The sequence below is a fragment of the Nocardia sp. NBC_00416 genome, from assembly GCF_036032445.1.
In the GTDB taxonomy this organism is placed as follows: domain Bacteria; phylum Actinomycetota; class Actinomycetes; order Mycobacteriales; family Mycobacteriaceae; genus Nocardia.
The window spans coordinates 3,509,701-3,530,981 of record NZ_CP107932.1 but is presented as its reverse complement, the minus strand read 5'-3'; the positions used below and the strand labels follow the sequence as shown (position 1 = coordinate 3,530,981).

Annotated in this window: 18 protein-coding genes; 11 read left to right on the top strand and 7 right to left on the bottom strand. The window is 68.4% G+C overall.

Annotation, left to right across the window (positions count from 1 at the left end):
* The first annotated feature begins 67 nt into the window (after positions 1 to 67).
* Complete coding sequence (locus OG804_RS14845; RefSeq protein ID WP_328397889.1) at positions 68 to 733, top strand: hypothetical protein; 666 nt, start codon at positions 68 to 70, stop codon at positions 731 to 733.
* 107 nt (positions 734 to 840) lie between these two features.
* On the opposite strand, the gene OG804_RS14840 is transcribed toward OG804_RS14845, so the two are convergent.
* Positions 841 to 993: a hypothetical protein gene (locus OG804_RS14840; RefSeq protein ID WP_328397887.1), complete on the bottom strand. Its 153-nt coding sequence runs from the start codon at positions 991 to 993 to the stop codon at positions 841 to 843.
* Positions 994 to 1,183: 190 nt separating this feature from the next.
* On the opposite strand from OG804_RS14840, the gene OG804_RS14835 reads away from it, so the two are divergent.
* The 4 genes from OG804_RS14835 (at position 1,184) to OG804_RS14820 (ending at position 3,489) form a co-directional block, all read left to right on the top strand.
* Entirely contained in the window at positions 1,184 to 1,318 is a 135-nt protein-coding gene (locus tag OG804_RS14835) for a hypothetical protein (protein ID WP_328397885.1), read from the top strand.
* Between the two features lie 377 nt (positions 1,319 to 1,695).
* Positions 1,696 to 2,526: a hypothetical protein gene (locus tag OG804_RS14830; RefSeq protein ID WP_328397883.1), complete on the top strand. Its 831-nt coding sequence runs from the start codon at positions 1,696 to 1,698 to the stop codon at positions 2,524 to 2,526.
* A 13-nt stretch (positions 2,527 to 2,539) separates the two neighbouring features.
* Positions 2,540 to 2,941 carry a hypothetical protein gene (locus tag OG804_RS14825; protein ID WP_328397881.1) on the top strand — a complete coding sequence of 134 codons (402 nt, stop codon included), beginning with the start codon at positions 2,540 to 2,542 and terminating at the stop codon, positions 2,939 to 2,941.
* Between the two features lie 95 nt (positions 2,942 to 3,036).
* Positions 3,037 to 3,489, top strand: a complete 453-nt coding sequence (locus OG804_RS14820; protein WP_328397879.1) for a hypothetical protein — start codon at positions 3,037 to 3,039, stop codon at positions 3,487 to 3,489.
* 85 nt (positions 3,490 to 3,574) lie between these two features.
* Here OG804_RS14820 and OG804_RS14815 read toward each other — a convergent pair whose 3' ends face one another.
* The 6 genes from OG804_RS14815 to OG804_RS14790 all read right to left on the bottom strand — a co-directional run bounded on the left by OG804_RS14815 (position 3,575) and on the right by OG804_RS14790 (position 11,473).
* Complete coding sequence (locus OG804_RS14815; protein WP_328397877.1) at positions 3,575 to 4,990, bottom strand: cutinase family protein; 1,416 nt, start codon at positions 4,988 to 4,990, stop codon at positions 3,575 to 3,577.
* 119 nt (positions 4,991 to 5,109) lie between these two features.
* Complete coding sequence (locus OG804_RS14810; RefSeq protein ID WP_328397875.1) at positions 5,110 to 6,120, bottom strand: C40 family peptidase; 1,011 nt, start codon at positions 6,118 to 6,120, stop codon at positions 5,110 to 5,112.
* Between the two features lie 7 nt (positions 6,121 to 6,127).
* Positions 6,128 to 7,150, bottom strand: a complete 1,023-nt coding sequence (locus OG804_RS14805) for a replication-relaxation family protein (RefSeq protein WP_328397873.1) — start codon at positions 7,148 to 7,150, stop codon at positions 6,128 to 6,130.
* Between the two features lie 38 nt (positions 7,151 to 7,188).
* On the bottom strand, positions 7,189 to 9,729 hold the full coding sequence (locus OG804_RS14800) for a type IV secretory system conjugative DNA transfer family protein (RefSeq protein ID WP_328397871.1): 2,541 nt from the start codon (positions 9,727 to 9,729) through the stop codon (positions 7,189 to 7,191).
* Complete coding sequence (locus OG804_RS14795; protein ID WP_328397869.1) at positions 9,726 to 10,745, bottom strand: TRM11 family SAM-dependent methyltransferase; 1,020 nt, start codon at positions 10,743 to 10,745, stop codon at positions 9,726 to 9,728. The genes OG804_RS14800 and OG804_RS14795 overlap by 4 nt, the downstream gene beginning before the upstream one ends.
* A gap of 59 nt (positions 10,746 to 10,804) precedes the next feature.
* The gene (locus tag OG804_RS14790; protein ID WP_328397867.1) at positions 10,805 to 11,473 is read right to left on the bottom strand and encodes a hypothetical protein; all 669 of its coding nucleotides are present in this window, start codon (positions 11,471 to 11,473) and stop codon (positions 10,805 to 10,807) included.
* A gap of 436 nt (positions 11,474 to 11,909) precedes the next feature.
* Here OG804_RS14790 and OG804_RS14785 point away from each other — a divergent pair, with 436 nt between their 5' ends.
* The 6 genes from OG804_RS14785 (at position 11,910) to OG804_RS14760 (ending at position 20,082) form a co-directional block, all read left to right on the top strand.
* Complete coding sequence (locus OG804_RS14785) at positions 11,910 to 12,755, top strand: hypothetical protein (protein WP_328397865.1); 846 nt, start codon at positions 11,910 to 11,912, stop codon at positions 12,753 to 12,755.
* Entirely contained in the window at positions 12,746 to 13,153 is a 408-nt protein-coding gene (locus OG804_RS14780) for a pilin (RefSeq protein ID WP_442941835.1), read from the top strand. Before OG804_RS14785 ends, OG804_RS14780 begins: the two co-directional genes overlap by 10 nt.
* Before the next feature lie 338 nt (positions 13,154 to 13,491).
* On the top strand, positions 13,492 to 15,036 hold the full coding sequence (locus OG804_RS14775) for a hypothetical protein (RefSeq protein ID WP_328397863.1): 1,545 nt from the start codon (positions 13,492 to 13,494) through the stop codon (positions 15,034 to 15,036).
* On the top strand, positions 15,033 to 17,996 hold the full coding sequence (locus OG804_RS14770) for a TraG/VirB4 family ATPase (protein ID WP_328397861.1): 2,964 nt from the start codon (positions 15,033 to 15,035) through the stop codon (positions 17,994 to 17,996). The genes OG804_RS14775 and OG804_RS14770 overlap by 4 nt, the downstream gene beginning before the upstream one ends.
* A 471-nt stretch (positions 17,997 to 18,467) precedes the next feature.
* Entirely contained in the window at positions 18,468 to 18,707 is a 240-nt protein-coding gene (locus OG804_RS14765; RefSeq protein WP_328397859.1) for a helix-turn-helix domain-containing protein, read from the top strand.
* A 94-nt stretch (positions 18,708 to 18,801) separates the two neighbouring features.
* Positions 18,802 to 20,082: a tyrosine-type recombinase/integrase gene (locus OG804_RS14760; protein ID WP_328397857.1), complete on the top strand. Its 1,281-nt coding sequence runs from the start codon at positions 18,802 to 18,804 to the stop codon at positions 20,080 to 20,082.
* Positions 20,083 to 21,281: the final 1,199 nt, after the last annotated feature.

The following is a 21,281-nucleotide window of genomic DNA, read 5'->3' as shown; positions in this document are numbered from 1 at the left end:
CCCGGCATCGGCAACAGGCCCTGTCCGATGCCGGGGGCCACCGACAATCCGAAAGAGAGGCACAACAATGAACAACCCCGACCCCACACCAGCCAACATCCACACAACCCAGCCCGTAGGTGACGCCGCCGACGCGGCGCGGGCCCGGCTGGCCGCCGCGCTCGAGCTGCCCTTCGGACCGGTACGCGAACAGCTCATCACCGAGAGCGTCCTGGAGTTGATCGCCGCCGAGATCGGCCGCCGTAACCCTGCCATCGTCACCGTGTTTCTGGACTGGGAACCCTACGGAGGGCTCGGCGTCTCGGGGTTCCGCGACCGTCACGGCAACCCGGTCGACGATCCCGACCTCGGTCTCGATATCACCCGCTACGCCAGCGATATCCGCGCCACCGCCGACACCGCCCTCACTCCCGCGCGACCGCACGAACCCGGTCTCTTCCGCCTCGACCTCACCGCCACCGCGACATCGGCAACCGAGCCACCCGGCATCGTTGCGGCACACACGCTGCGGGCGGGGCAGCGACTCGACCACGGCAAACGGGTACACGCGGTGACCAGGCGCGAGGACCACCTCGATATCGCCTTCGACGACGGGACCTGGTGGTGCGATGTCCCCGCCCAGTATCCGATCACCCTGTGGGATGGCCACCCGAGCACCCGCTGCTACCCGTTCGCGTTCCTGGCCGCCGACGAATACGGGATCTACCGGCACGAATCAGACCACGACCGATAAACCGGTTTGGGTGTCTGTGGACGGCCACCGGTAGCCCCGTAACGCCTCCTCACAGCAGTGTGGGGCCGCCCTGACAGGGCGGCCCCACACTGCCGGTTGCCGCAAGTTCAGTCGTCGTCATCGTCGTCCTGGTTGCGGTCGGCGGCGGCCTCGGCGCGGTCGGCGAAGCCCGACGTGGCCGTCGGTGAGGACGGGTCCCGTTCGGCTGCGGCGCCGATCCGGTCGGCCGATTCTCGATCCATCCATTCCCTGCTACCCATGGCTCTACCTCCTTTCCTGTGTGAACAACACCACCCCACCCCGGGCACGGGCGCGGTATGACTCCAGTGCGGTTCACGAGCCGTTCAGTCCGGTAGCGGGTTCGTGGCGGTCGGCAAGCATCGACATCGAGCCGGTGCGAGGCCGCCGGTCGACGCCCGCCACCTTTTCAAGAAACATGCCCCGTGGACTGTGCCGCGCCGTGCACAAGGAGCCGGTAGCGGCGCCCGGCGCGAGGTGCTCGCCGCGCTGCCGTTGCCGATCTCCAGTATCACGCGGGTCGGCAACCTCCGGCAACGCCGCGACCTGTGGCAACTGGCGCGGTGAACGGCGGTGCGAGGGCTACGCCGGGTTGCGCCACTCGGATGGAACTCAACCTCGCGAGCGACGCTCTTCGAGCCGGCCTGCTCCAGGGCGACGCACGCCGGCGAACTCGCCCCCGAGTGAGGCTGCGGGCTCGTCGGAGAGCGCGGTCGAGGCACCGGATTCGTCTCGTGCCAGGGGTGTTCCGCAATCGGTCGAGAGGAATTCGGGTCGCGGATTTTCTTTCACGCCCCGCTTGACAGCAGCCCGGGTATCGAGCGTCCATAGGAGCGGGAACGGCACCGAACCCCCGGGGATTTCGCCCCCGGCCCGGTGCAGTTCCCGTCCCGGCCGGGACATGACCCACATCCACCCGAACCACATCGTTGGAGGGAATTGTCATGTCCACACGCAAGAAGAACACCACCGGGCGCCCAGCGCCGGGCGCCCCCGACCACACCCCTGACACCGCCGCTGCCGCCCCGGACGGGGGATCGGGGGCCGCCGGTGTGCCTATGCTGCGCAACGACAGCGACGCGGCGTTGTGGGCCGCGCTGGGCGCCTACCCCGGTTTCACCACTGCCGAATTGGCCGGGGCGGCGAGGATCGGCGTGTCTACCGCCCGGCGTGTGCTGTCGAATTGGGAAACAGCTGGGGTCGCCCGTGCCCACAGCGACCCCGAATCGCCCCGCGCGGCGAAAACGTGGACCACGGCCGAACCAGTCGCCGCGCCCGAACCGGCGGCCCCCGAACCGGCCGCCGCGCCCGAACTGCCCGCCGCGCAACAGATCGCGCCCGCCGAGGTGGACGCGATGAACACCGACCCCGGCGCGTCCTCTGACCCCGCCCCCACTGACCCCGGGCGGACGGCCACGGCTGTAGCGGCCCCCACGGGCGACGGTGACGCCGCCCCGGCCCCGGATATCCCGAATGGGGACGATGACGCGCCAGCGGCGCAGCCGGAGTCGGGTCAGCGGTTGCGTTCGGGTGCGTTGAGGGGACAGGTCGAGGACTTTCTGCGTGATCACCCGGATGCGGATTTCAGCCCGCACCAGATCGGCAAGGCCCTCAACCGTTCCAGTGGCGCGGTCCACAACGCGCTGGTCACCCTCACCAAGGGTGGCACCGCCCATCAGACCAGCGTGGCTCCCAAACGGTTCGCTCTCGCTACCACAGCGACAACCGACCCCTCCGGGAATCCAGGGCACCAACCCCACACACCGACGAAGTAACAACCCGAAATCTTTGGAGCATTTTCTGATGGATATCACTGTTCTTGTCGCGCGTCTGGATGAGTCCTACACCGTATTCGGTACCGGCGAATTCGTTCACCGGGCCAGGGAGGTCGCCTTCCGGGTGACATCAGCCGATGAGTGCGGCCACCGTGACGGCACGATCTGTACCGAGTGCGCGCCGTCGTGGCAGATGGACTACGAATTCGACGAGCCGTTCCCGTTCGAGCGTGCGCAGCGGGTCACCGTCGCGGATCTGATCGCAGCGGGACGGGTGCGGGTTGGCGATCGAATCGCGAACTCTGAATTCGACGTCACGGCGGTGATCACCGCCTGCGGTGGATTGATGCTGCCCGATGGCCGCGTATTCACCAACCCGTCCGCCGCCGCCCACGCCGCCGGAGCTTCCTCCTGACATGCGTGGCGGTGCCGGGTTCCCCGGAGCGCTTACCTCCGGGGAACCCGACACCGCATTCCAATCTATCTCGTCCGAAAGGGTTTTCCCCGATCATGTACAACATCTCTGTTCCGGCCGATGTCGCAGCGGCCCTGCACCGCGTGTTCGCCAGCTCCCCGCACGCCGCCGACAGTCTCGAGCTGTGGTTGGCGGTCACCGCCGAGGCCGCCCGCCACCTCACCGCGCCGCCCGAATCGGGTAGTCCGGCGCAGTGGTTGCCGGTGTTCATCGCCTACCGCCGGATTCGCACAGACGCCGAATACCACACCACGACCGCCGCCGTAAGGATCACCACGGGGCCGCTGGCCGGAATCACCTACACCGACCCCGACAGCGCCGCCCGCGCGGTCGCCACCGTTGCCCCGCGCATGGCTCCTGACAGCGCCGGAGACGGGGGCGGGGACGACGCGGTCGAGATGCTGAATCTGGTGCCGACGTGGCGGTTGCCGATGGCTGCCGACTCGGCAGCGGGGACACAGCCTGCGGTATCTCCGCTGATCTCCTAGCCCGCCTACATACCGAAACGGGCGTCGGGCCGAGCATCTGCTCGGCCCGACGCCCGTCTCGTCGTCTGGATGGCGGTCTGCGGGTCTAGGTTGTGGCATCGATCGTCTGTGTGAGCCAGTTCGCCAGCAGCGCGGCGGCAGCGGCGGTGTCGTGGCCGGTGGATACGGCCGCCGTGTCGCCGTCCTGGCGGGCAGGATCGCCCGTGCCCGTGCCCGTGCCCGTGCCCGTGCCCGTGCTGGTGGTGGTGGTGTAGGTCTGGGCGAGCGAGGGGAACTGTGTGCCGGTGAACGCTGAGGCGGTAGCGGCGAGTAGGTCGGCGGCGATTGGGGCCAGTCCCGACAGCGCCAGCACGGCGCCGATGGGGTCCCCGGCGATCAGTATCTCGGCGGCGGTCCAGGCGATCTCCTGGGCGCGGCCGATGGTGGTGGCGATGCGGGTGATGTCGAGGCCGGCGAGGACCTGGACGATCTCGGAGGCGATGGCGGCTATGCCGGTGGTGTCTATCGGTGCGGCAAGGGCCAGAGCGCGGGATATCAGCCGTAGGTCGATCCCGTCGGCCATCGCTACGAGGGGAGCGAACTGGTTGTTGAGGTCTCCGGCGACCCGGTGTAGCCCAGGAACATCGCCTCGGCTGAGTAGGGCCGGTAGTTCGGCGAGGTCGGCGACGATGGCGGGCACGTTCGCGGCGAAGGTGGACAGCCCGTTCACCACGGTGACCACCTGCGCGAGGACGCGAGAGACGCTCAGCTCTCCTGTCGAGGGCCAAGCCGTGACCGGTGCTGTCGTGGTGGATGCTTGCCCCGGGCTCGTGCGCGGGGTCGGGGTGTAGGTGAGGGCACGTACGACCGCGTCGAGGGCGGGTGATTCCTGTGAAGTGTTCGCGCAGTATGGGTCTCGGGCTGGGCAGATGATGCGGACCCGGTCGGTGAGGTCGGCGAAGCCTTGCGGGCGGGGACCCGCGGCGCCGTGGCTGGCGGCGGGGGTGCCCAGCTGGGGTGTGCTCGGGTCATGGTGAGGGTCGGAGAGGAGTCCGACCGCCACGACCTGTGAGGCGGGGATCGGGCCGCGGTTGTTGCCGATCGCTGTGGCGAGGTCTCCGACGGTCGCGGCGCCTTCGGCGTAGCCGGCCAGGACTACTCGCGTCCCCGAGCACAACGCCGACAGCGCCGCAGCGAGAGCTTGTTCGCCGGTGGGATTGGTGGTGTGGGGGAGGGTTTGGACGTCGATGTCGCTGCCGTAGCGGGTTGTCAACGTGTCGGCGACGGTGGTGAGTACCCCCGGCTGTGGTGCCGGATCGGTTGCCGGGGTTGTCTCGAACGTGCCCGGTGCCAGCAGCGCGGTCAAATGCGGGCAGTCTGCGGCGGTGGGAGCGGGTGCCGGGTCTGCGGTGGCGACACCGGCCCCGCAGACCGTGGCGGTGGCGATGGCGGCACACAGTGTGGCGTGGGTGATGCGTCGGTGGGTGTGGATGGTCCGGTGGTGGGTTCGGCGGGTGGGCATGGAGGATCTCCTTGTCTCGTGGATGCGCCGTGTGTCGTGGGATCGGTGATGGTCGAGTCGTGTCCAGCCGGGCGGGTTGGAGGCAGGTAGGGACCCGGGTAGCGCGTGCCGTCGTGCCGTCAACCTGCGGCGCGGGAATCGGCGTGGGCAGGTGAGCCGGTGGCCGGTCGGGTGGCGGTGTAGAAGTCGTCCTGGGCCCACCGGTAGGGCGAGGTCTGTACGGGCTCGTCGAAGGTGGGTGCGTGGATCATTTGCCCGCCGCCGAGGTAGATGCCGACGTGGTGGACGTCGGCGGCGGTGCCGTAGAAGACCAGGTCGCCGGGGGCGAGTCGGTCTTCGGGGATGGGTGTGCCGGTGTGGACTTGGTCGTAGGTGGTGCGGGGGAGGGCGATTCCGGCGGACCGGTAGGCGGCCTGGGTGAGTCCGGAGCAGTCCCAGCCGCCGTTGACGTCGGGTCCGTTACCGCCCCACACGTACGGCTGGCCGAGCTGGGCACAGGCGAAGGCGATAACTTGCGCGGCAGTGCGGTTTGTGGTGGCCGGGCTGTGGCAGCCGCCGCCGGGAGCGTCTGGGGTGCGGTAGCGTGCGGCTTGGTCGAGGACTTGGTCGACGTACCAGTCGGCCCGGTTGTAGGCGAAGATCGCCGCGCGCAGGTCGCTGGGGGCGCCCGAGTCGCACAGGTAGAACGCGGCAGTATGCACGGCATCGTGCGGGTTGTAGCGCGAGGGCGGGCTCGCGCCACCTGCGGGAAGAGAGTGCCGGGCGGTGACCGACTCGAAGGTCCCGACCAGGAACTGCATCGGACCGCCGGCACCGGAGGAGTTCTCGCCCGAGGTCACTCCGGGAAGGGGGGAGCGGCCGTGGTCGGTTTCGATCTTGCCGATCGCGGCGAGCATTGACCAGTCAAGCCCCGGACAATACTGGGCCGCAGCCTGATACAGCACCAGCATCTGCGCCGGTATGTCCTGCTCGGCTTCTGGGCTTGGGGTCGAGCCGGTGCCGGTCGAGGGCGGCGGGGCAGTGGTGGGCAGCGACTGGTCGAACACGACGACCGTGGTGACCACGGCCGCGATCACGACCACGAAGAACACCACCGTCGCGCAGCCCGCGCCGAGTGCCTTGACCAGCATCAGGGCCTCACCAGAACTCCAGCGGCGGTGTCGGTGGCGGCGGGGCGAGGACGACCAGCCCGCCCACCGGTGCCCAGGTCTGCCCGCCGTGGGCGTCGACGACGGCGGGTGGGGTGCGTGCGGGCCACGCGGTGGTGAGTTCGTGCAGGCGCAGGCGGTCGGTGTCGTGGTCCAGGGGTAGCCAGACCTGGTCGGCGGGGCTGGTCTCGGGCCTCGGGGAGAGGAGTTCGGCGGCGGCGGTGGCCACGGGCACGGCCTCGGGATCGGGGAGCCGTTCCCAGGTCCGGTGCAGGGCCTCACGAGCGTTCGCTTCTCGCAGTGCGGTCGGTACCCACAGCAGGACGGGGGTGATGACTCCGGTGGTGCGGGCCAGTTCGCTGTAGCCGTGCAGTTTGGCGGCGACTCGGGTCAAGGTGGTGGAGGCGAGGTCGTATTCGAGGAAGAAGTCGAGGGTCGCTTCGGGGTGGGTGTAGCGGCCGAAGGCGTCGGGTCGTGCGAGATCTCCCCACAGGCGCTGGCAGCGGGTCTGTGACCACCATGCCTGTACTTGGGCTTGCTGGCCGCGTTCGTCTCGGGGTGCGTGGGCGGTGAGTGCGGCGAACCAGTCGCTGACGCCGAGGGTGTGGGTGAGTTGCAGGCTGTGGGCGATGGCGAGGGTGCGCTGGTGGCTGTAGCCGAGCTCGCGCAGGCTGATGCCGGCTTCGGCGGCGAGCACGGCGGCGCCGGCCGGGGCCAGTACCCAGTGCACCGGTGCGCTGCCCCGAGTGCGTAAGGGCCGGAACCGTTCCAGGACACCGTAGCGGTGCAGGCGGGTCATGCGCCGCAAAGCGAGGGCGGGGCTGGGGAAGGCGAGGGTGGCAAGCTGGTTGGTGGTCAGGACACGGTGCTCGTGCAGCATCCGCAGGATCCAGCGGTCGCGCTCGGTCAGCCGTGCCACGAGCGCGGTGGTGTCGACCGGCCGGGCCCGCGCGGTGCGGGGCTCGGGCCGCGGTTTGCGGTGATCTGCTTGTCGGTCGGGTCGGGAGAGCATCGGTGCGGCAGCCTTTCTCGGTGAGGGCGGTTGCGTGGCTAGCGCCGGCGCGGGTCGTGCCGTGCGGGATCCGGCCGCTGGTCACGGTCGAGGACCGGCTCGCCGCCGGGCTCGGGCGGGTGGGCCGGTGTGGTGAGGTGGGCGCGGGCCGTGGCGGCGATCTCGCGGGCACGTCCCGGGATCGGCGGGTCCAGCGGGCGGGTGGTGAGGGTGAACGGGCGAGCGTTGCGGCCGTCGACCAGCAGCCGGGCGGCGGCATGGAACGCATCGAGGTGGGACAGGTCGTGTTCTGACAGCCACGGCTCGGTGTGGCGGGCCAGATCCCGGGCGTCGTCGGGACTGACGGCGAACACGATCTTGTTGCGGGCATTGGCCGAGATCCCGTCGCGCAGCTCCCGCGACAACTGACTCAAGTTCTGATGCGCCAACAGCAGCGACAGGCGTAGTCCGCGGGCTTCGGCGAGCATGTCCTCGATCGGGGTCGAGAGGTTGAGGAAGTTCTGTGCCTCGTCGAGCACCAATGCGGCATCGGGCCGGTCGGCCGACGGAATACGGGCGCGGGCGGTGACCGCCTGCCAGGTGCGGGCCACGAGCAAGGACCCGACCAGGCGGCTGGTCTCCTCCCCGAGCGAGCCCTTCGGTAACCGGGCCAGGCAGATCCCGCCCTGGTCGAGGATGTCGGCGAACTCGACCGTGGAGGGCCCGCCCGCGATGGCTGCGCGCACGAACGGCCGTAAGAGGAAGGCGCGCAGTTTGTTCAACAGCGGGCCGGTGAGTTGGGCGCGGCCGGTGTCGGAGAGTTGTTCGTAGCTGTCCCAGAATCCTCGGAGGACGGGGTCTTTGGTGGTGCGGGTGACGCGGGCGCGGAAGGCGGGTTCGATGAGTAGACGGGGGAGATCGGCCAGGGTGGCGGTGCCTGGTTGAGCGCACAGGGTGAGCAGGCTGGCGCGCATGATGTCGTCGCTGCGTGGCCCCCACCATTGGTGGAAGATCCGGTGGAACACGGTGACGAGGTTGTCGACCGCCAGATCCATTCCCGCCCGGCCGATCCGCCCGATATCGAGGGGGTTCACGCACGGTGGCGGGGCGGTGGAGTCGGCGTCGAAGAGCACCACCCGCTCGCCCAGGCGCGCCGGCAACCGGGACAGCACGTCGGTGACGAGGTCGCCTTTGGGGTCGACGACGATCACCCCGCGCCCGGCCTCGGCGTCATCGAGGATGGTGCGCGCCAGCAGAGTGGATTTGCCGACGCCGGTGGGGCCGAGGATGTGGAGGTGGTGGCGGGCGTCAGAGATCTTGACCGCGACCGGGCGGCGAGTGCCGGTATCGGCGAGGCCCAGGGGTTTCGTGTACTCACCGCAGACGGGGATTTCCGGGGCGGGGGACAGGGCACGGGCTCCGGCGCGTTGCAGGCCGGGCAGCCCGGTCTCGGTGGGCAGATGCGCGATCGTGGCCAATTCGGGGACCGACAACACATCCCCGCGCCCCAGTCGCCGCTGCCGGATCAATGTCGCGAACCGGAGGCGGCGACGCCGCCGGTAGTAGTTGTGATCGGTACACGCCCCGAACACCGTGGCCAGGGCATCGGCGCGACCCCGCGCCACCGACCGCGCCTGCGCTCTCGGATTCGTGTCGTCGGGGTCGTCGGAGACCGTGATCGAGGCGGCGTAGCGGACAACGGTTTCCCAGTGCGCACCACGGGCCTTGGCGGCTGCCGCGCGGGCGGCAGCGCTGTACTCCAGCACCGCCTGCCGGTCGCCGCCCCAACGCTCACCGAGACCCCCGGCCCGGGTCGAGCGTGCGGTGCCCGTCCCGGGCGTGAGCAGATTCAATGCCTCGCGCAGCAACCCGGCCACGATCCCTGTCGAGGCATGGGTGCTCGCCGCGGTGCGGAGGGCGCGGGCCACGCGGCGGCCGGTGACTGGGCGGGCCAGGATCTGCACGCAGGCAGCCTGGCCGGGGGCGAGATCGTCGGCAGCGGTGATCAGGTTACGTACCAGATCGCCAGCGTGGTCGGTGCTCAACGGGAGCCCCTCCCGCCGTCCCAGCCGTAGCTCGCCTCCGGCCACGATCCGCTCCACACCTTTCACCGGGACCGGTAGCGGGGGCCGGGCGGGTTCTGCGGTGTCGGTGTGCGCGCCGGGCCAGGCCGAGACGATCGCGCGTTCGATGAGCCCGGGTGGGATCGCGCCGGGCACCCAGAGCCGGATCGCGGCTCCTTCTTCGGGGGTGACGGTGTATTCGAACCCGAGGTGTGGTTGTCCCAGCAGCAGCCGCGCCCAGGCCGGGCGTAACTGTCCGATCAAGTGGGCCCAGAAGGTGAGCGCGCCTTTGGCGTCGACCTCGGGGGGAGTGAGCACGGTGATCTGGCGAGCACCCGCATTCAGCCGGCGCCGGCGCCACCGATCCAGAACTCCCACCGTGGCGAGCACGCCCAGCACGCTCAGTACTCCGAGGGTCCCGGCCGCCGATCCGAGCCCCTGTTCGACCACCTCGGCCAGATCACGTACTGCTGCGCCGGGCGCGAGAAGCGCCCGGCCCAGCCACCCCTGCTCAGGGTTCGCGAGAGGCGCGTTCATGCCGCCACCGACCCCGGTTTGTCGTTACCGCTCGTTCCCAGGGCCGGGGTAGTACCGTAGGGGAATCGTGGACGCGCCCTGCGGTGTTCGGTCGAGGCGGCACCGGCGTCCGGCTTGCGTAGAACAACGACATCCTCATGCGCTATGAGGTGGATCGGCAGTCCGGCGGCGCGTTGTTTGACGACGAAGTCGCGTTGGAAGAAGCTGCTGCGGGCGACGAGTTCACCCTCGGACAATCGGCCCAGCAGCGCGACGCACCGTTCGACGGGGACAAGCCCGGCCAGCTCGCCGCAGGTGAACAAATGGGTGGGTAGGTTCACCAGCTCGGCGTGTTGGCGCCATGGCCGGGCGGTGATCACGACATGCCCGCCCGGGGCTAGGTACTCGGCGGCGCCGGCGAGGATTTTTGTGAATCCGGAGAGCAGCCGGCCGATTCCGACGTTGGCGAGGTTGCCGCGGTCGAGCACCGGCCCGTAGCGGTGATTCGTTTTGACTACCGGGGCTTTGCCGTTGGCGCGGACGTGGCCGTGCAGGGAGTCGCCGTAGGGCGGGGAGGTGATCACCAGATCCACCTGCCCGTGCAACTCTTGGGGTACCAGGGTGGTGAGTTTGCGGGCGTCGCCGGTGTAGACGTCGGCAGCGAGGTCGATCCCGGTCTCGTGCGCCAGTCCGATATTGGTGCGTGCCAGCTCGGCCCACCGGGTTTCGTATTCCACGCCCACGGCGCGGCGGCCGAGGTGCAGGGATTCGACGAGGGTGGTGCCGATTCCGCACATGGGATCCAGGACGAGATCGCCGGGGCGGGTGTAGGTTTCGACGGCGTGTTGCACGATTGCGGGGAGCATCTTCGCCGGGTGCGCGGTGCTGTCGGGGTGATAGCGGCCCCGCCGCTGCGCGGCGGGCGCGTTTTGGGCGGTCGCCCACACCGACACCGGTAGATCGGCGGGGCCGGTGGGTGCGGCGATAGCGGAGTCGATGTTCGCGTTCGCGTTCGCGGTGGTGGGGTCCAGAGTCATCGAGTAGTCCTTCGCAAGATCTGTTGATCGGAACCGGGGGATGATGAGCCGGACGGGGGTCAGCCGTGTGCGGGCTGAAGGAACACGGCCACGTCGATATGGGCGACTGTGTGCCGTGGAACGCCGTTGGCGGTCGGATCGATGGGCCGGGCCGCGGTGACGGTGTGGCCGGTGACGGGGGCGGCGATGATGTGCTGGAGGTAGAGCAGATCGGCGGCCTGGGCGGCGGCCACGACTGAACCCACTGGATCGAGCAGGACTCCGCTGTTGCTGTGGCGGCAGCGGCTGAGCACGACCAGCAGCGCACCCATCGCCATCACCTCGGTCGCGCGCGCGGTGACATGCTCGGCGGCCCTCGCCGAATCGATATGGTCGGCCAGCAGGCTGGCGATTACGAGATCGACCGGCTCACCGAAGCCGGCAGTGTGGTCGGGGGCGTCGGCGCTGCGGCGGTCCAGGTTCCGGATCGCCGCGAGGGCTGTCGCCGTGTCCGGCTCAAGTATCCGCAGATTGCCTCGGGTGGTGGGCGCGGGCCAGCCGATCAACATCACCCTCGAACCAGGAGAAGAGAACTCACCGACTGCCCGGGACAGAACCGGACCGGGCCAGCGGTCATCGGGATCGAGCGGTTCTGCACCGAGCGCCCACAAGGTCGAGGGGACCTGGACCGTGCCGGTCGTGGGCACGGTGGCCGACCGGCGGCGGGGCTGGGAGGCATTGGCGGTCATCGAGTCTCCTGACGGTGAGAGAGAAGTGTGTACTTATCTACTGCCGTCAAAGAGCCCTTATCGGGACACCGCTCCACCAATTAAGACGAATTCTCTACGTGCGAAATCGTCGGCTGGTTCTCCCATTTCAGGAGGGGCTGAGAAAAATATTCAAAAGAATTTTCTACTGTTCGCCGGAGTGGTTCGGGGTGACATCCAAACCACACCCAAACCGCATCCGCTCATACAAATGTGCAGGTAGTGGCGGTGGATGCTGGTGTACTCCGGTGAGTGTCTCGGTGGATGCCTGAAGTTCGCTGATCGACGCCAGATGTGGTGTGGATGTGGTCCGGGTGTTGTTTGGGTGCGGTTTGGATGTGTTTTCGGTGCGGTTTGGATGTGGGTCTTCTGTGTCCTTGTGAGGTCGGAATTTATTTCCACCGAGCAGGAGTTGATTGTGACGAATTCAGGATCGGTCGAATACCCGGGATCGAGCGGGCCGGGACCGTCGCCGCTGGGGGTGGTGCGGTCGAGTTTCAACCGGATTGCCGCGCAGGTGTTGCCTGCCGATCCGCGCCCCGTGCCGACAGTGGGAGCCACCGGAGACCCGGTCGAGTCATGGGCGGGGCTGCGGGAGCGGTTGCGTGACCCGGCGGTGCCGATCGCCGAGATCGACGCGATCTGGGTGTGGCTGATCGAGCGCTCCCGCGCACACGGAGGCGATGCGATGCTGGTGTGCGCGTGCCTGGCCGAGCCGATGCTGGCCAAGACAGCGAGCGTGTTCGCGGCGCCGCACAGCTCCCGTCGCCATGACATCGAGTCCGAGACCCTGGCAGGGTTCTTCGCCTACCTGAGTCGGGTCGAGTTGGCGCGGCCGTGGGTGTTGCTTCGGTTGCGGTGGGCGGCCTACCGCGCCGCCGCGGCGGCAGACCATCAGGAGTTGGTCGTGCTGCCCGCCGCCGATCTCGGCCCGGTCGGTGAGCAGGCGCGGGTGATGGTGTCACAGCCCGGCCACCCCGAAACCGTCCTCGCCCAGGCCGTCGCCGCTGGCGTGATCAGCGAAGCCGCGGCGGGGTTGATCGCGGTCTCGCGGTGGGAACGCCGCTCACTGACCTCGCTGGCCGCCGAACGCGGACAGTCGGTGTGGGCACTGCGTAAACGACGCCGTCGCGCCGAACACGCCCTGCTGGCCTGGCTGACCGACCGCGCCCACGACGACTCGGGCGCCACCAGCATCGTGGAAACCCCTATGGCACCCGCTCGCTCGACCACCGGCCACGGGGAGGTGGCCGCATGTGCGTGAATCGACTCCCCGCCAGCGAGGCATCACCGGTGTGCCCCACACGACACCCACTCGTACGGCGGTGGCCGACAATCCTTGCGGTACTGGGCACGGTGCCGATCCTGCTGGTGCTCGTAGCCGGGTCGGCGTCGGCTGCGCCACCGGAGCCGTCGGTGCTGGCGATCGCGTCGTCGCTGGATCAGGTGCTCGACAACATCCGCACCTGGTTGATCGGCATCCTCGCCGCGCTGGCGACGGTGTGTTTGACCGTGGCCGGCGCCCGCTATCTGATCGGCGGGGGCGATCCGGCCGAGACAGAGAAGGCCAAGACCGCCTTCCGCGCCGCGTGCCTGGGCTATGCGCTGGCAATGCTGGCCCCGGTGATCGTCACGGTCCTCAAATCCATCGTCGGGGCCTGACAATGAACGCCTCATCCCAGAAACGACCTGCGCCGAGGCCATCACGAACCCTGGACGCCGCGGCGGCAACCGCAGCCGCAGCGTTGCTGGCGGTACTGATCACCCTCACCGGCACAGTCGATGCCGCCGCGCAGCCAGCGACACCGACCGTCCCGGTGACCCTCACTCCCAGCACGCCCGGACCTACCACTACCCCGCCGCGGACGAGGTGGGTGGAGCCACCCCCGTCCACGACCACCGTCCCGTCGAGCCCGGTCTCACCCGTGCCGGGCGATCCGGGCTCGCCGGGTTCGGAGCCCGACGCTGCCGAGTGCGGGGTCAGCAACATCTCTGGATGCGTGGACAACGCGATCGACGGGTTCTTCCAGCGGCTGGTCGAATCCGCGCTCAACCCGCTGCTGGATCTGCTGTCCCAGACTTTGCTGACGACTCCGGAACCGGGGGATCTGCCTCGGGTCGGTGAATTATGGGATTCGTCGTGGCAGGCGATGCTGGCGATCTATGGGCTGCTGGTGATGGCGGCCGGGATCTTGCTGATGGTCCGCGAAACCCTGCAAACCCGGTACGCGATACAGGATCTGGCGCCGCGGATCGTGGTCGGGTTCCTCGCCGGGGCAACGAGTCTGCTCATCGCGTCTCAGGCGATCCGATTCGCCAACGCCCTGGCGACCAGCCTTGCCGGCGATGGCCTCGACCCCGATTCCGCCGGTGCCGCGCTGCGGGAACTCGCCACCATCACCGCAGTTCGGGGTCTGGTGAGCCCGGCGGCGGGGCCCGGGATCTTCATGCTGCTCCTCGAACTCGCGCTCGTGGTCCTGCTGGTGCTGCTGCTGATCACCTACGTGGTGCGGGTGGCGATCACCATCATCCTGGTCGTTGCCGCCCCGCTGGCCTTGATGTGCCACGTCCTACCTGGATTGGATGCGGTGGCGCGGTGGTGGTGGCGCTCGTTCGCCGCGTGCCTGGCGATCCAGGTGGTGCAGTCCCTGGTGCTGATCACCTTGCTGCGGGTGTTCCTCACCCCTGGCGGCTGGGAGTTCTTCGGCCCCAACGCCGACGGTCTGGTGAGTTTGATCATCGGACTCGCGTTGATCGCCGTGCTGATCAAGGTCCCGTTCTGGCTCCTGTCGAGCATGCGTATCGGCCCCAGCAGCGGACGGAGCATGATCGGCTCGCTGGCCCGCGGCTTCATCGCCTACAAAACCTACGGCCTGCTCAAGGGCGGCTCGTCCGGGGGCGGGCGCGGCGCTGCGGCCACTCCGGCCCGGTTGTCCCAGCCCCGGTTGTCCCGGCAGGGTCGACTCGCTACTCCGTCGGCGCCCCCGGACCCGTATGCGCGGGTGCGCTCGACACGCGACGGGCAACTGATGCTTCCCCTCGACGGTGTGCGTCGAGTTCGGACGCAACCGAGCCCGACCCCAACCGCCTCCACCGCTGCGGCCCCGACCCGACCGGCGCGCTCGCCGCGTGGGCGGCAACTCGCATTCGACTTCACCGAGCCCGACCCGTATCGGGGAATCCGCCCCGGAAAAGGCGGCCAGTACCCGTTACCGATCCCGGTACGCCGAGTACGGCCCTCACCGCCGGCACCGCCGCAACCTCCAGCGGCGCGAACGGCTCCTCGGCGTCGACCCGACCAGCTCGCATTCGACTTCACCGAACCGCCACCAGCCGACCCCTATGCCCGCATCCGGCCCACCCGCAGCGGCCAATACCCGCTGCCGTTCCCGGCGACTCGCATCAAACCTGCACCGCCACCATCGAACCCACCACAACCACCTGCACCAGCGCGTCCGGCCGGGCGTCAGCTGCATTTGCCGATGCCAGATCTACCGGTGCGTCGGCGCGCGCCGCGCGCTCCCCGAGGAGGAACACGTCGATGAGCACGATCGTTCGCATACCCGCTGACGTCGACCGCAGCGACCGCATCATCGGACAATTCACCGCCCGCCAGATCGCTGTTCTCGCCACCACCGCACTGTTGCTGTACTCGGCGTGGATCGCCACGCGGGCCGTCCTCGCACCCGTGGTGTTCCTGGCCGCCGCCACTCCGATCGCGGTCGTGGTCACCGTCGCTATCTCGACCCGCCGCGATGGGCTGTCGGCCGACCTGTTGCTGGTCGCCGCGATCCGGCACCGCCTCTCATCCCGTCACCTAGTGACCGGCACCGAGGCAACTGCGCTCGCGGCGCCAAAGTGGATCACCGACCGCGCCACGCGATCCCGCCCCCGTCCGCCGCGCCTGGCAGGACTATCGACTCAAGGGCAGCGGCTACCGGAGTCGGTGACCCCCGGCAGTACTGGCGTCGGGGTAGTCGATCTCGGATCCGATGGGCTGGTTGTCGTTGCGGTCGCGGGCACCCTGAACTTGTCGTTGCGGACCCCGGCCGAGCAGGACAGCCTCGTCGGGCAGCTCGCGGGCTGGTTACACACCCTGCGCCAGCCCGTCCAGATCCTCATCCGCTCGGCCCGCCTGGACCTCACCGCCCACCTCACCGGCCTGCACGCCGGCGCCCGCGACATGTCGCCGGAGCTGGCCGCCGCCGCAGCCGACCACGCCGCGCACCTGAACGACCTCGCCGCGGGGGAGTACCTGGCCCGCCGCCAAGTGCTGCTCGTCTGGCGCGAACCACTCGACCACCCCGCCACCACCTCGCCGCGGGCCAGCCTGTTTAGGCGAAACCGGTCCCGGCGTGCCGTGTCGGCCGCCGTGCGTCGCGGTGCGGAGTCGCGGCTGCTGCGTCGGCTCAACGAGGCCGCCGATGTCCTGTCCGCGCTGGGCGTCACCGTCACCGCCCTCGATGACCTACAGGCCAGCGCGGTCCTGCGCAGCTGCTGCAATCCCGAGGGCCTCGTCTCCGCCGCCGCCGACGTCTCGCCTGGCACAGCCGTTGTCACCGCCGCCGGATTGGGCGGGGCCGGTGTGGCGGACCCGTTCGCCGTGCCGGTCGGGGCCGAGTTCACGCCCGAGTCGTTGACGATCGGTACCCGGCACCTGGAGATCGGCGGGGACTGGGCCGCGACCCTGGCGGTGACCGGGTATCCGAGGGAGGTCGCGGCCGGCTGGCTCGCGCCGCTGTTGACCCATCCCGGGCGCGTCGAGGTCGGCGTGCATATCGACCCCGTCGACCCGGTCACCGCCGCGACCCGGTTGCGTCGCCAGCTCGCGCGGTTGGAGTCCTCCCGCATGCACGACGCGGGCCGGGGCCGGCTGTCTGATCCGCAGGTCGATGTCGCGGTCGAAGACGCCGCCGAGCTGTCGGCGCGCGTGGCACGCGCTGAAGCACGGTTGTTCCGGGTGGGGATCTACCTCACCGTCCACGCCGACACCGAAGCCGAACTCGCCGATGAACTCGCCGCTGTCCGAGCATTGGCCGCGAGCCTGCTCGTGGACACCTGCACCCTGGCCTACCGCGCCGCCCAAGCTTGGGTCACCACCTTGCCCTTGGGCTTGGATCTGATTCGGGTGTGGCGCACCTTCGACACCGCCGCCCTCGCTGCGGCGTTCCCCTTCGACTCTCCGCAACTGCCCGCCGCCGACCCGGCACAGGCCGAGCGGCCCCAGGGTGTGTTCTACGGCCGCGACGCTGCCTCGGGACTGCTGTTCGTGGACCGCTTCGGCCCCGAGGCCCACAACCACAACCTGGTCGTCCTGGGCCGCAGCGGCGCAGGCAAGTCGTATCTGGTCAAGACCGAGATCCTGCGCTCGCTCTACCGCGGGATCGAACAAATCGTCATCGACCCCGAAGACGAATACCGCCGCCTCGCCCACGCCGTCGGCGGCACCCACCTGCGCCTCGGCGCGGAAGGGCAGCGACTCAACCCCTTCGACCTGGAAATCCACACCCGCCCCGACGGCAGCCGCAGCGCCCCCGCCGACGCTCTCACCCGCCGCAAACTCTTCCTGCACACCCTCATCACGGTCCTGCTCGGCAACCAGAACCCCGCCCAGCGAGCCGCCCTCGACACCGCCCTGACCGCCACCTACGCCGATGCCGGAATCACCGACGACCCCGCCACCTGGACCCACCCCGCCCCGACCCTGAGCGGCCTACGCGAGCACCTGGCCCGACTCGCCACACCAGCGGCCAGCGAGATCGCCGACGGACTCGCGCCTTACGTCGGCGCCGGCGCCTATGCCGGGATGCTCGACGGGCCCACCACCACTGACCCCGAAGGCGGGCTGGTGGTGTTCTCACTGCGGGAGCTGCCCGAGGAACTCAAGACCATAGGCACCCTGTTGGTCCTGGACGTGACCTGGCGACAAGTCTCCAACCCGGCCGACCGGCGGCCCCGCATGATCACCGTGGACGAAGCATGGCTGCTCATGCGCCAACCCGCCGGAGCCCAGTTCCTGTTCAAGGCGGCGAAGAGCTTCCGCAAACACTGGGCCGGGCTCACCATCGCCACCCAGGACAGCACCGATGTCCTGTCCACCGAACTCGGGCGCGCGATCGTCTCCAACGCCGCCACCCAGATCCTGCTCCGCCAAGCACCTCAAGCCATCGACGAGGTCACCGCGGCGTTCCGGCTCTCCGAAGGCGAGCAACAGTTCCTGCTCTCCGCCGCACGCGGCAGCGGACTGCTCACGGTCGGCGGCACCGACCGTGCGGTGTTCGCATCGCTGGCCTCACCCACCGAGAACGCTCTCATCACCACCGACCCCGGCGAACTCGCTGCCAGCAACGACGAAGCCGACCCCGATATCGAGATCGACGCTACGGCACCGCTGCCCGCTCCCACCGAACCCACCGGTCCCGAGATCACAGCGCCCGCTCGCGGCGCTGGCGACATCGATGCTCACGAGAAGGAAGAGGTGATCCTCGACAACCGCTCGGTCTGAACCGGATTCGTCCCTATGTGGCAACGAAACACCCACCCGCTGCGCCCCGGCACCGCCTACCCGACCACCGCACCCCACCACGGCGGGTCACCCAGCCGGGGCCGTAGTCCGCCCCGAAACGGCGGACGGGCGTGATCACGGGTGGGGCTAACCGGGGCGGCCTGTACCGGTCGATACGGCGGCGGAGGCGTTGGAGGAGAGGGAAACGCTAGCCGCTGAGTAATCGCATTGTGGCAATCCAGCTGCCGACAACAGCCCGCACAGTAGGTGGTGCCAGAGAGTGAGAGGTATCTGTGAGTGAGAAATTTCAGACGCGACGGCCCTCTTTCGATGGCAACCAGCGAAACGTTAGCACCAACTCGCCAGTAGTGCTTGACAATTCGATACATATCGAGCGTTGATTGTCTGGCAATCCAATATTCGGACTATGTCGAAATCGGTTGATGAAATCATTTCAATTCGAAATGGGGAGTGAGCGACGTGGAAGATAGGTTTTCCGGCTGGCTGACGACTGATGATGTGGCGGATCGGTTGAAGATACCGCCAAAGACACTGGCCAACTGGGCCTCCCTTGGTAAGGGGCCCCGCTTCGCTCGCATCGGCCGCCATCGGAGATATCGGTTGGACGAATTGATGGACTGGGAAGAGATGATGCTCGCGCGGGGCGGCGGCCACACCATCGACGAGACCGAGCATCGAGATGCCGCGTAACAGCGGCGGAACGGCGAGCGCCTTGCCTTGCCCGTCTTTACTCTGGACATTCTCGTCGGTTCGGGTCGACCACCACCCGGCGAGGAAATAGCCATTGGCACAGCGAAAGCGTGTCCCTGCCGTGCGGGCTAGGAAACCGTATGACACCTGGCATCGCCGCGAACGCGACACAAACGGGCACCGGTTGAAATCGTCCAGTTACGGCAAAGGAAGGCGATGGAGAGGCGCATACCAGGACGGAATTCGCCACGCTGCCCACACGTGCGGGTTCGACACCGCCAAAGCAGCCGAACAATGGGCGCAGGACCAAGTATCGGCGATCAAAGCCGGACAGCACATAACGAAAGATGCGTCACGCGTCATGATGACCGAGTGGTGCTGGGAATGGCTCGATCTCCAGGCGATAGATCCGGGAACCTTCGGTGGCTACCGGAGCAAGATCAAGCTCATCCTCCAGTATCTCGACAGACTCGCAGTCCACGAAGTGCGTGAGCCGCATGTCCTGAAACTGATGACCGGCCTGCATCGCACCGGCTATGCCTTCGACTACCGAGTCGATATCCACCGCTTGCTCACCAGGATCATGGCCGCAGCAAAACGAGCCGAGCTCACCATGGTGATGCCCTGCTCGATCGAGACCTACGCCAAACCGAACCGGGAACGCCCGAAGATCGCCGCCTACTGCCCGACGATGTCGGAGTTCTGGGCCTTCTTCCACCTGATGCCCGAAGAGACACACATCGCGGTAGCACTCGGTGTCGGTGTCGGACTGCGCCTCAGCGAGGTACTCGGCGCGAACATCGAGGACCTCAACATCGAAGCATGCACTTACCGGCCCGTGACCCAGTACAAGCCATCTCGACGAGTCTACGGAAAGAGGATCGATACCCACGACGGCCCACTGAAGACCGAAACATCGGGGACGAAGATCCCGGTCGATCCATGGGTCGTGGACTGGCTGGTAGACCTGCTGCGTGGACGCACTACCGGCAAATTCATCGAGTTCGAAGGGAGTCGTTCAGGCGGGCGCATGTCTCAAAAGGCCCTGCGGAACCGTGTCTACGCCGCGGTGTCCGAGCTCGGCGGAGAACCAGCGAAATTGGTGCCCTGGGGACCCGACGGAAAGATGCGCCAACAGATGGGATTCCACTCGCTCCGTCACCTGTACGGGTCGCTGTTGGCGGATGGGGCATACAGCCTGGCGGACGTGACCCGGCGCATGCGGCACAAGAACAACACGACCACCCTCGACATCTACACCCACCTGGTGGATGGACAGCGGGACACGGCACGGACCATCGGACAAGCACTTCGGCGTGGGCTGCGGGACTACCGGAAGGCAGCAACTGGAATGCGGGTCGTCGGCGAATCCTAGAAGCTCCTGCCGGAATGAACCATCGACTTATCTGGCGGCCGCGGTTCCGTAGTCGGGGTCGGATCGTGGTCGTCTGTGGCGGACCGGAGCCGTTGATCGCGATCGGTGCCTCCCCCGGCCCAGAAGGGGCAGCGGCAAGAGGCTTTTGCCTCACGCGCCCCAGTTCGCTGGTTCGATCTCAGCTGGGACAACCATAGAATGGCCAGGTCAAGGCGATATTTCGTCTTGACCTGGCTTTTTCGTGCAGAATGCGTGAGCGCATGGGTTTGGGTACCTCCTCACTCGATCGGGCTCATGTCCGTGTTGACGTCTTCGTCCGTGATTCGGATCTCGCCGCGGAACCGGTACGCGCGGAGTGTGTCCTCGTTGGTCATTCGCCGGATTGTGTCTTTGCTCAGCCTGTGCGCTCCGGGCGGCGCCTTATCGAAGGCACGACCGAAGTTCAGACACGGCTGCTCAGTGGATTGCGCGTGGCCGCTGGTGGCATCGAGCGCTCGCTGTAGTGCAGGGGCCGCAGCGCCTGCTCGCCGACGGGAATTCGACTGACAAGAACCGTCGAGACGTCGGCGCCCGGACTATCCCCGCAGGCGCGGGGCCGACTGGCCCGGATCGAAAATGTTGTCCGGGATGGCAGCACCATCCCCGCGGGCGCGGGGCCGATCCGATCCTCGGCGACCTGCTCACCATGAACCCCGGACCATCCCTGCGTGTGCGGGGCCGACCGGGGTAAAACCTGGGGTTCGACTCCTCAACCGGACGATCCCCGCGCGTGCGGGGCCGACGGCTACACCCTCGCCCGGGATGACGTCGACACCGGACCATCCCCGCGCGTGCGGGGCCGACTCAGCGGCCCGGGTGTAGGTCACCTTGAAGTCCGGACCATCCCCGCGCGTGCGGGGCCGACGGCCGCGGGTTCACCGAGATCGACGTGATCGTGGGACCATCCCCGCGCGTGCGGGGCCGACGAAGAAATGAACGCTGTGATCTCGTCGGCCATCGGACCATCCCCGCGCGTGCGGGGCCGGCCTCGCGCCGGACGCTGGCGAGTTCGTCCTGCAAGGACCATCCCCGCGCGTGCGGGGCCGGCTCCCAGCCCGGGCGCCTCGGGCTCATCGACCGAGGACCATCCCCGCGCGTGCGGGGCCGGCGGGCTTCGGCGGTGTCGGGGTCGTCGTGGTCGCGGACCATCCCCGCGCGTG

Bases quoted from the DNA above. Each gene is read 5' to 3' on its own strand.
- OG804_RS14795 (WP_328397869.1), bottom strand. From the start codon at position 10,745: ATGACTCTGGACCCCACCACCGCGAACGCGAACGCGAACATCGACTCC.
- OG804_RS14770 (WP_328397861.1), top strand. From the start codon at position 15,033: ATGAGCACGATCGTTCGCATACCCGCTGACGTCGACCGCAGCGACCGC.
- OG804_RS14815 (WP_328397877.1), bottom strand. From the start codon at position 4,990: ATGCCCACCCGCCGAACCCACCACCGGACCATCCACACCCACCGACGC.
- OG804_RS14820 (WP_328397879.1), top strand. From the start codon at position 3,037: ATGTACAACATCTCTGTTCCGGCCGATGTCGCAGCGGCCCTGCACCGC.
- OG804_RS14830 (WP_328397883.1), top strand. From the start codon at position 1,696: ATGTCCACACGCAAGAAGAACACCACCGGGCGCCCAGCGCCGGGCGCC.
- OG804_RS14805 (WP_328397873.1), bottom strand. From the start codon at position 7,150: ATGCTCTCCCGACCCGACCGACAAGCAGATCACCGCAAACCGCGGCCC.
- OG804_RS14780 (WP_442941835.1), top strand. From the start codon at position 12,746: ATGTGCGTGAATCGACTCCCCGCCAGCGAGGCATCACCGGTGTGCCCC.
- OG804_RS14840 (WP_328397887.1), bottom strand. From the start codon at position 993: ATGGGTAGCAGGGAATGGATGGATCGAGAATCGGCCGACCGGATCGGC.
- OG804_RS14810 (WP_328397875.1), bottom strand. From the start codon at position 6,120: ATGCTGGTCAAGGCACTCGGCGCGGGCTGCGCGACGGTGGTGTTCTTC.
- OG804_RS14800 (WP_328397871.1), bottom strand. From the start codon at position 9,729: ATGAACGCGCCTCTCGCGAACCCTGAGCAGGGGTGGCTGGGCCGGGCG.
- OG804_RS14790 (WP_328397867.1), bottom strand. From the start codon at position 11,473: ATGACCGCCAATGCCTCCCAGCCCCGCCGCCGGTCGGCCACCGTGCCC.
- OG804_RS14845 (WP_328397889.1), top strand. From the start codon at position 68: ATGAACAACCCCGACCCCACACCAGCCAACATCCACACAACCCAGCCC.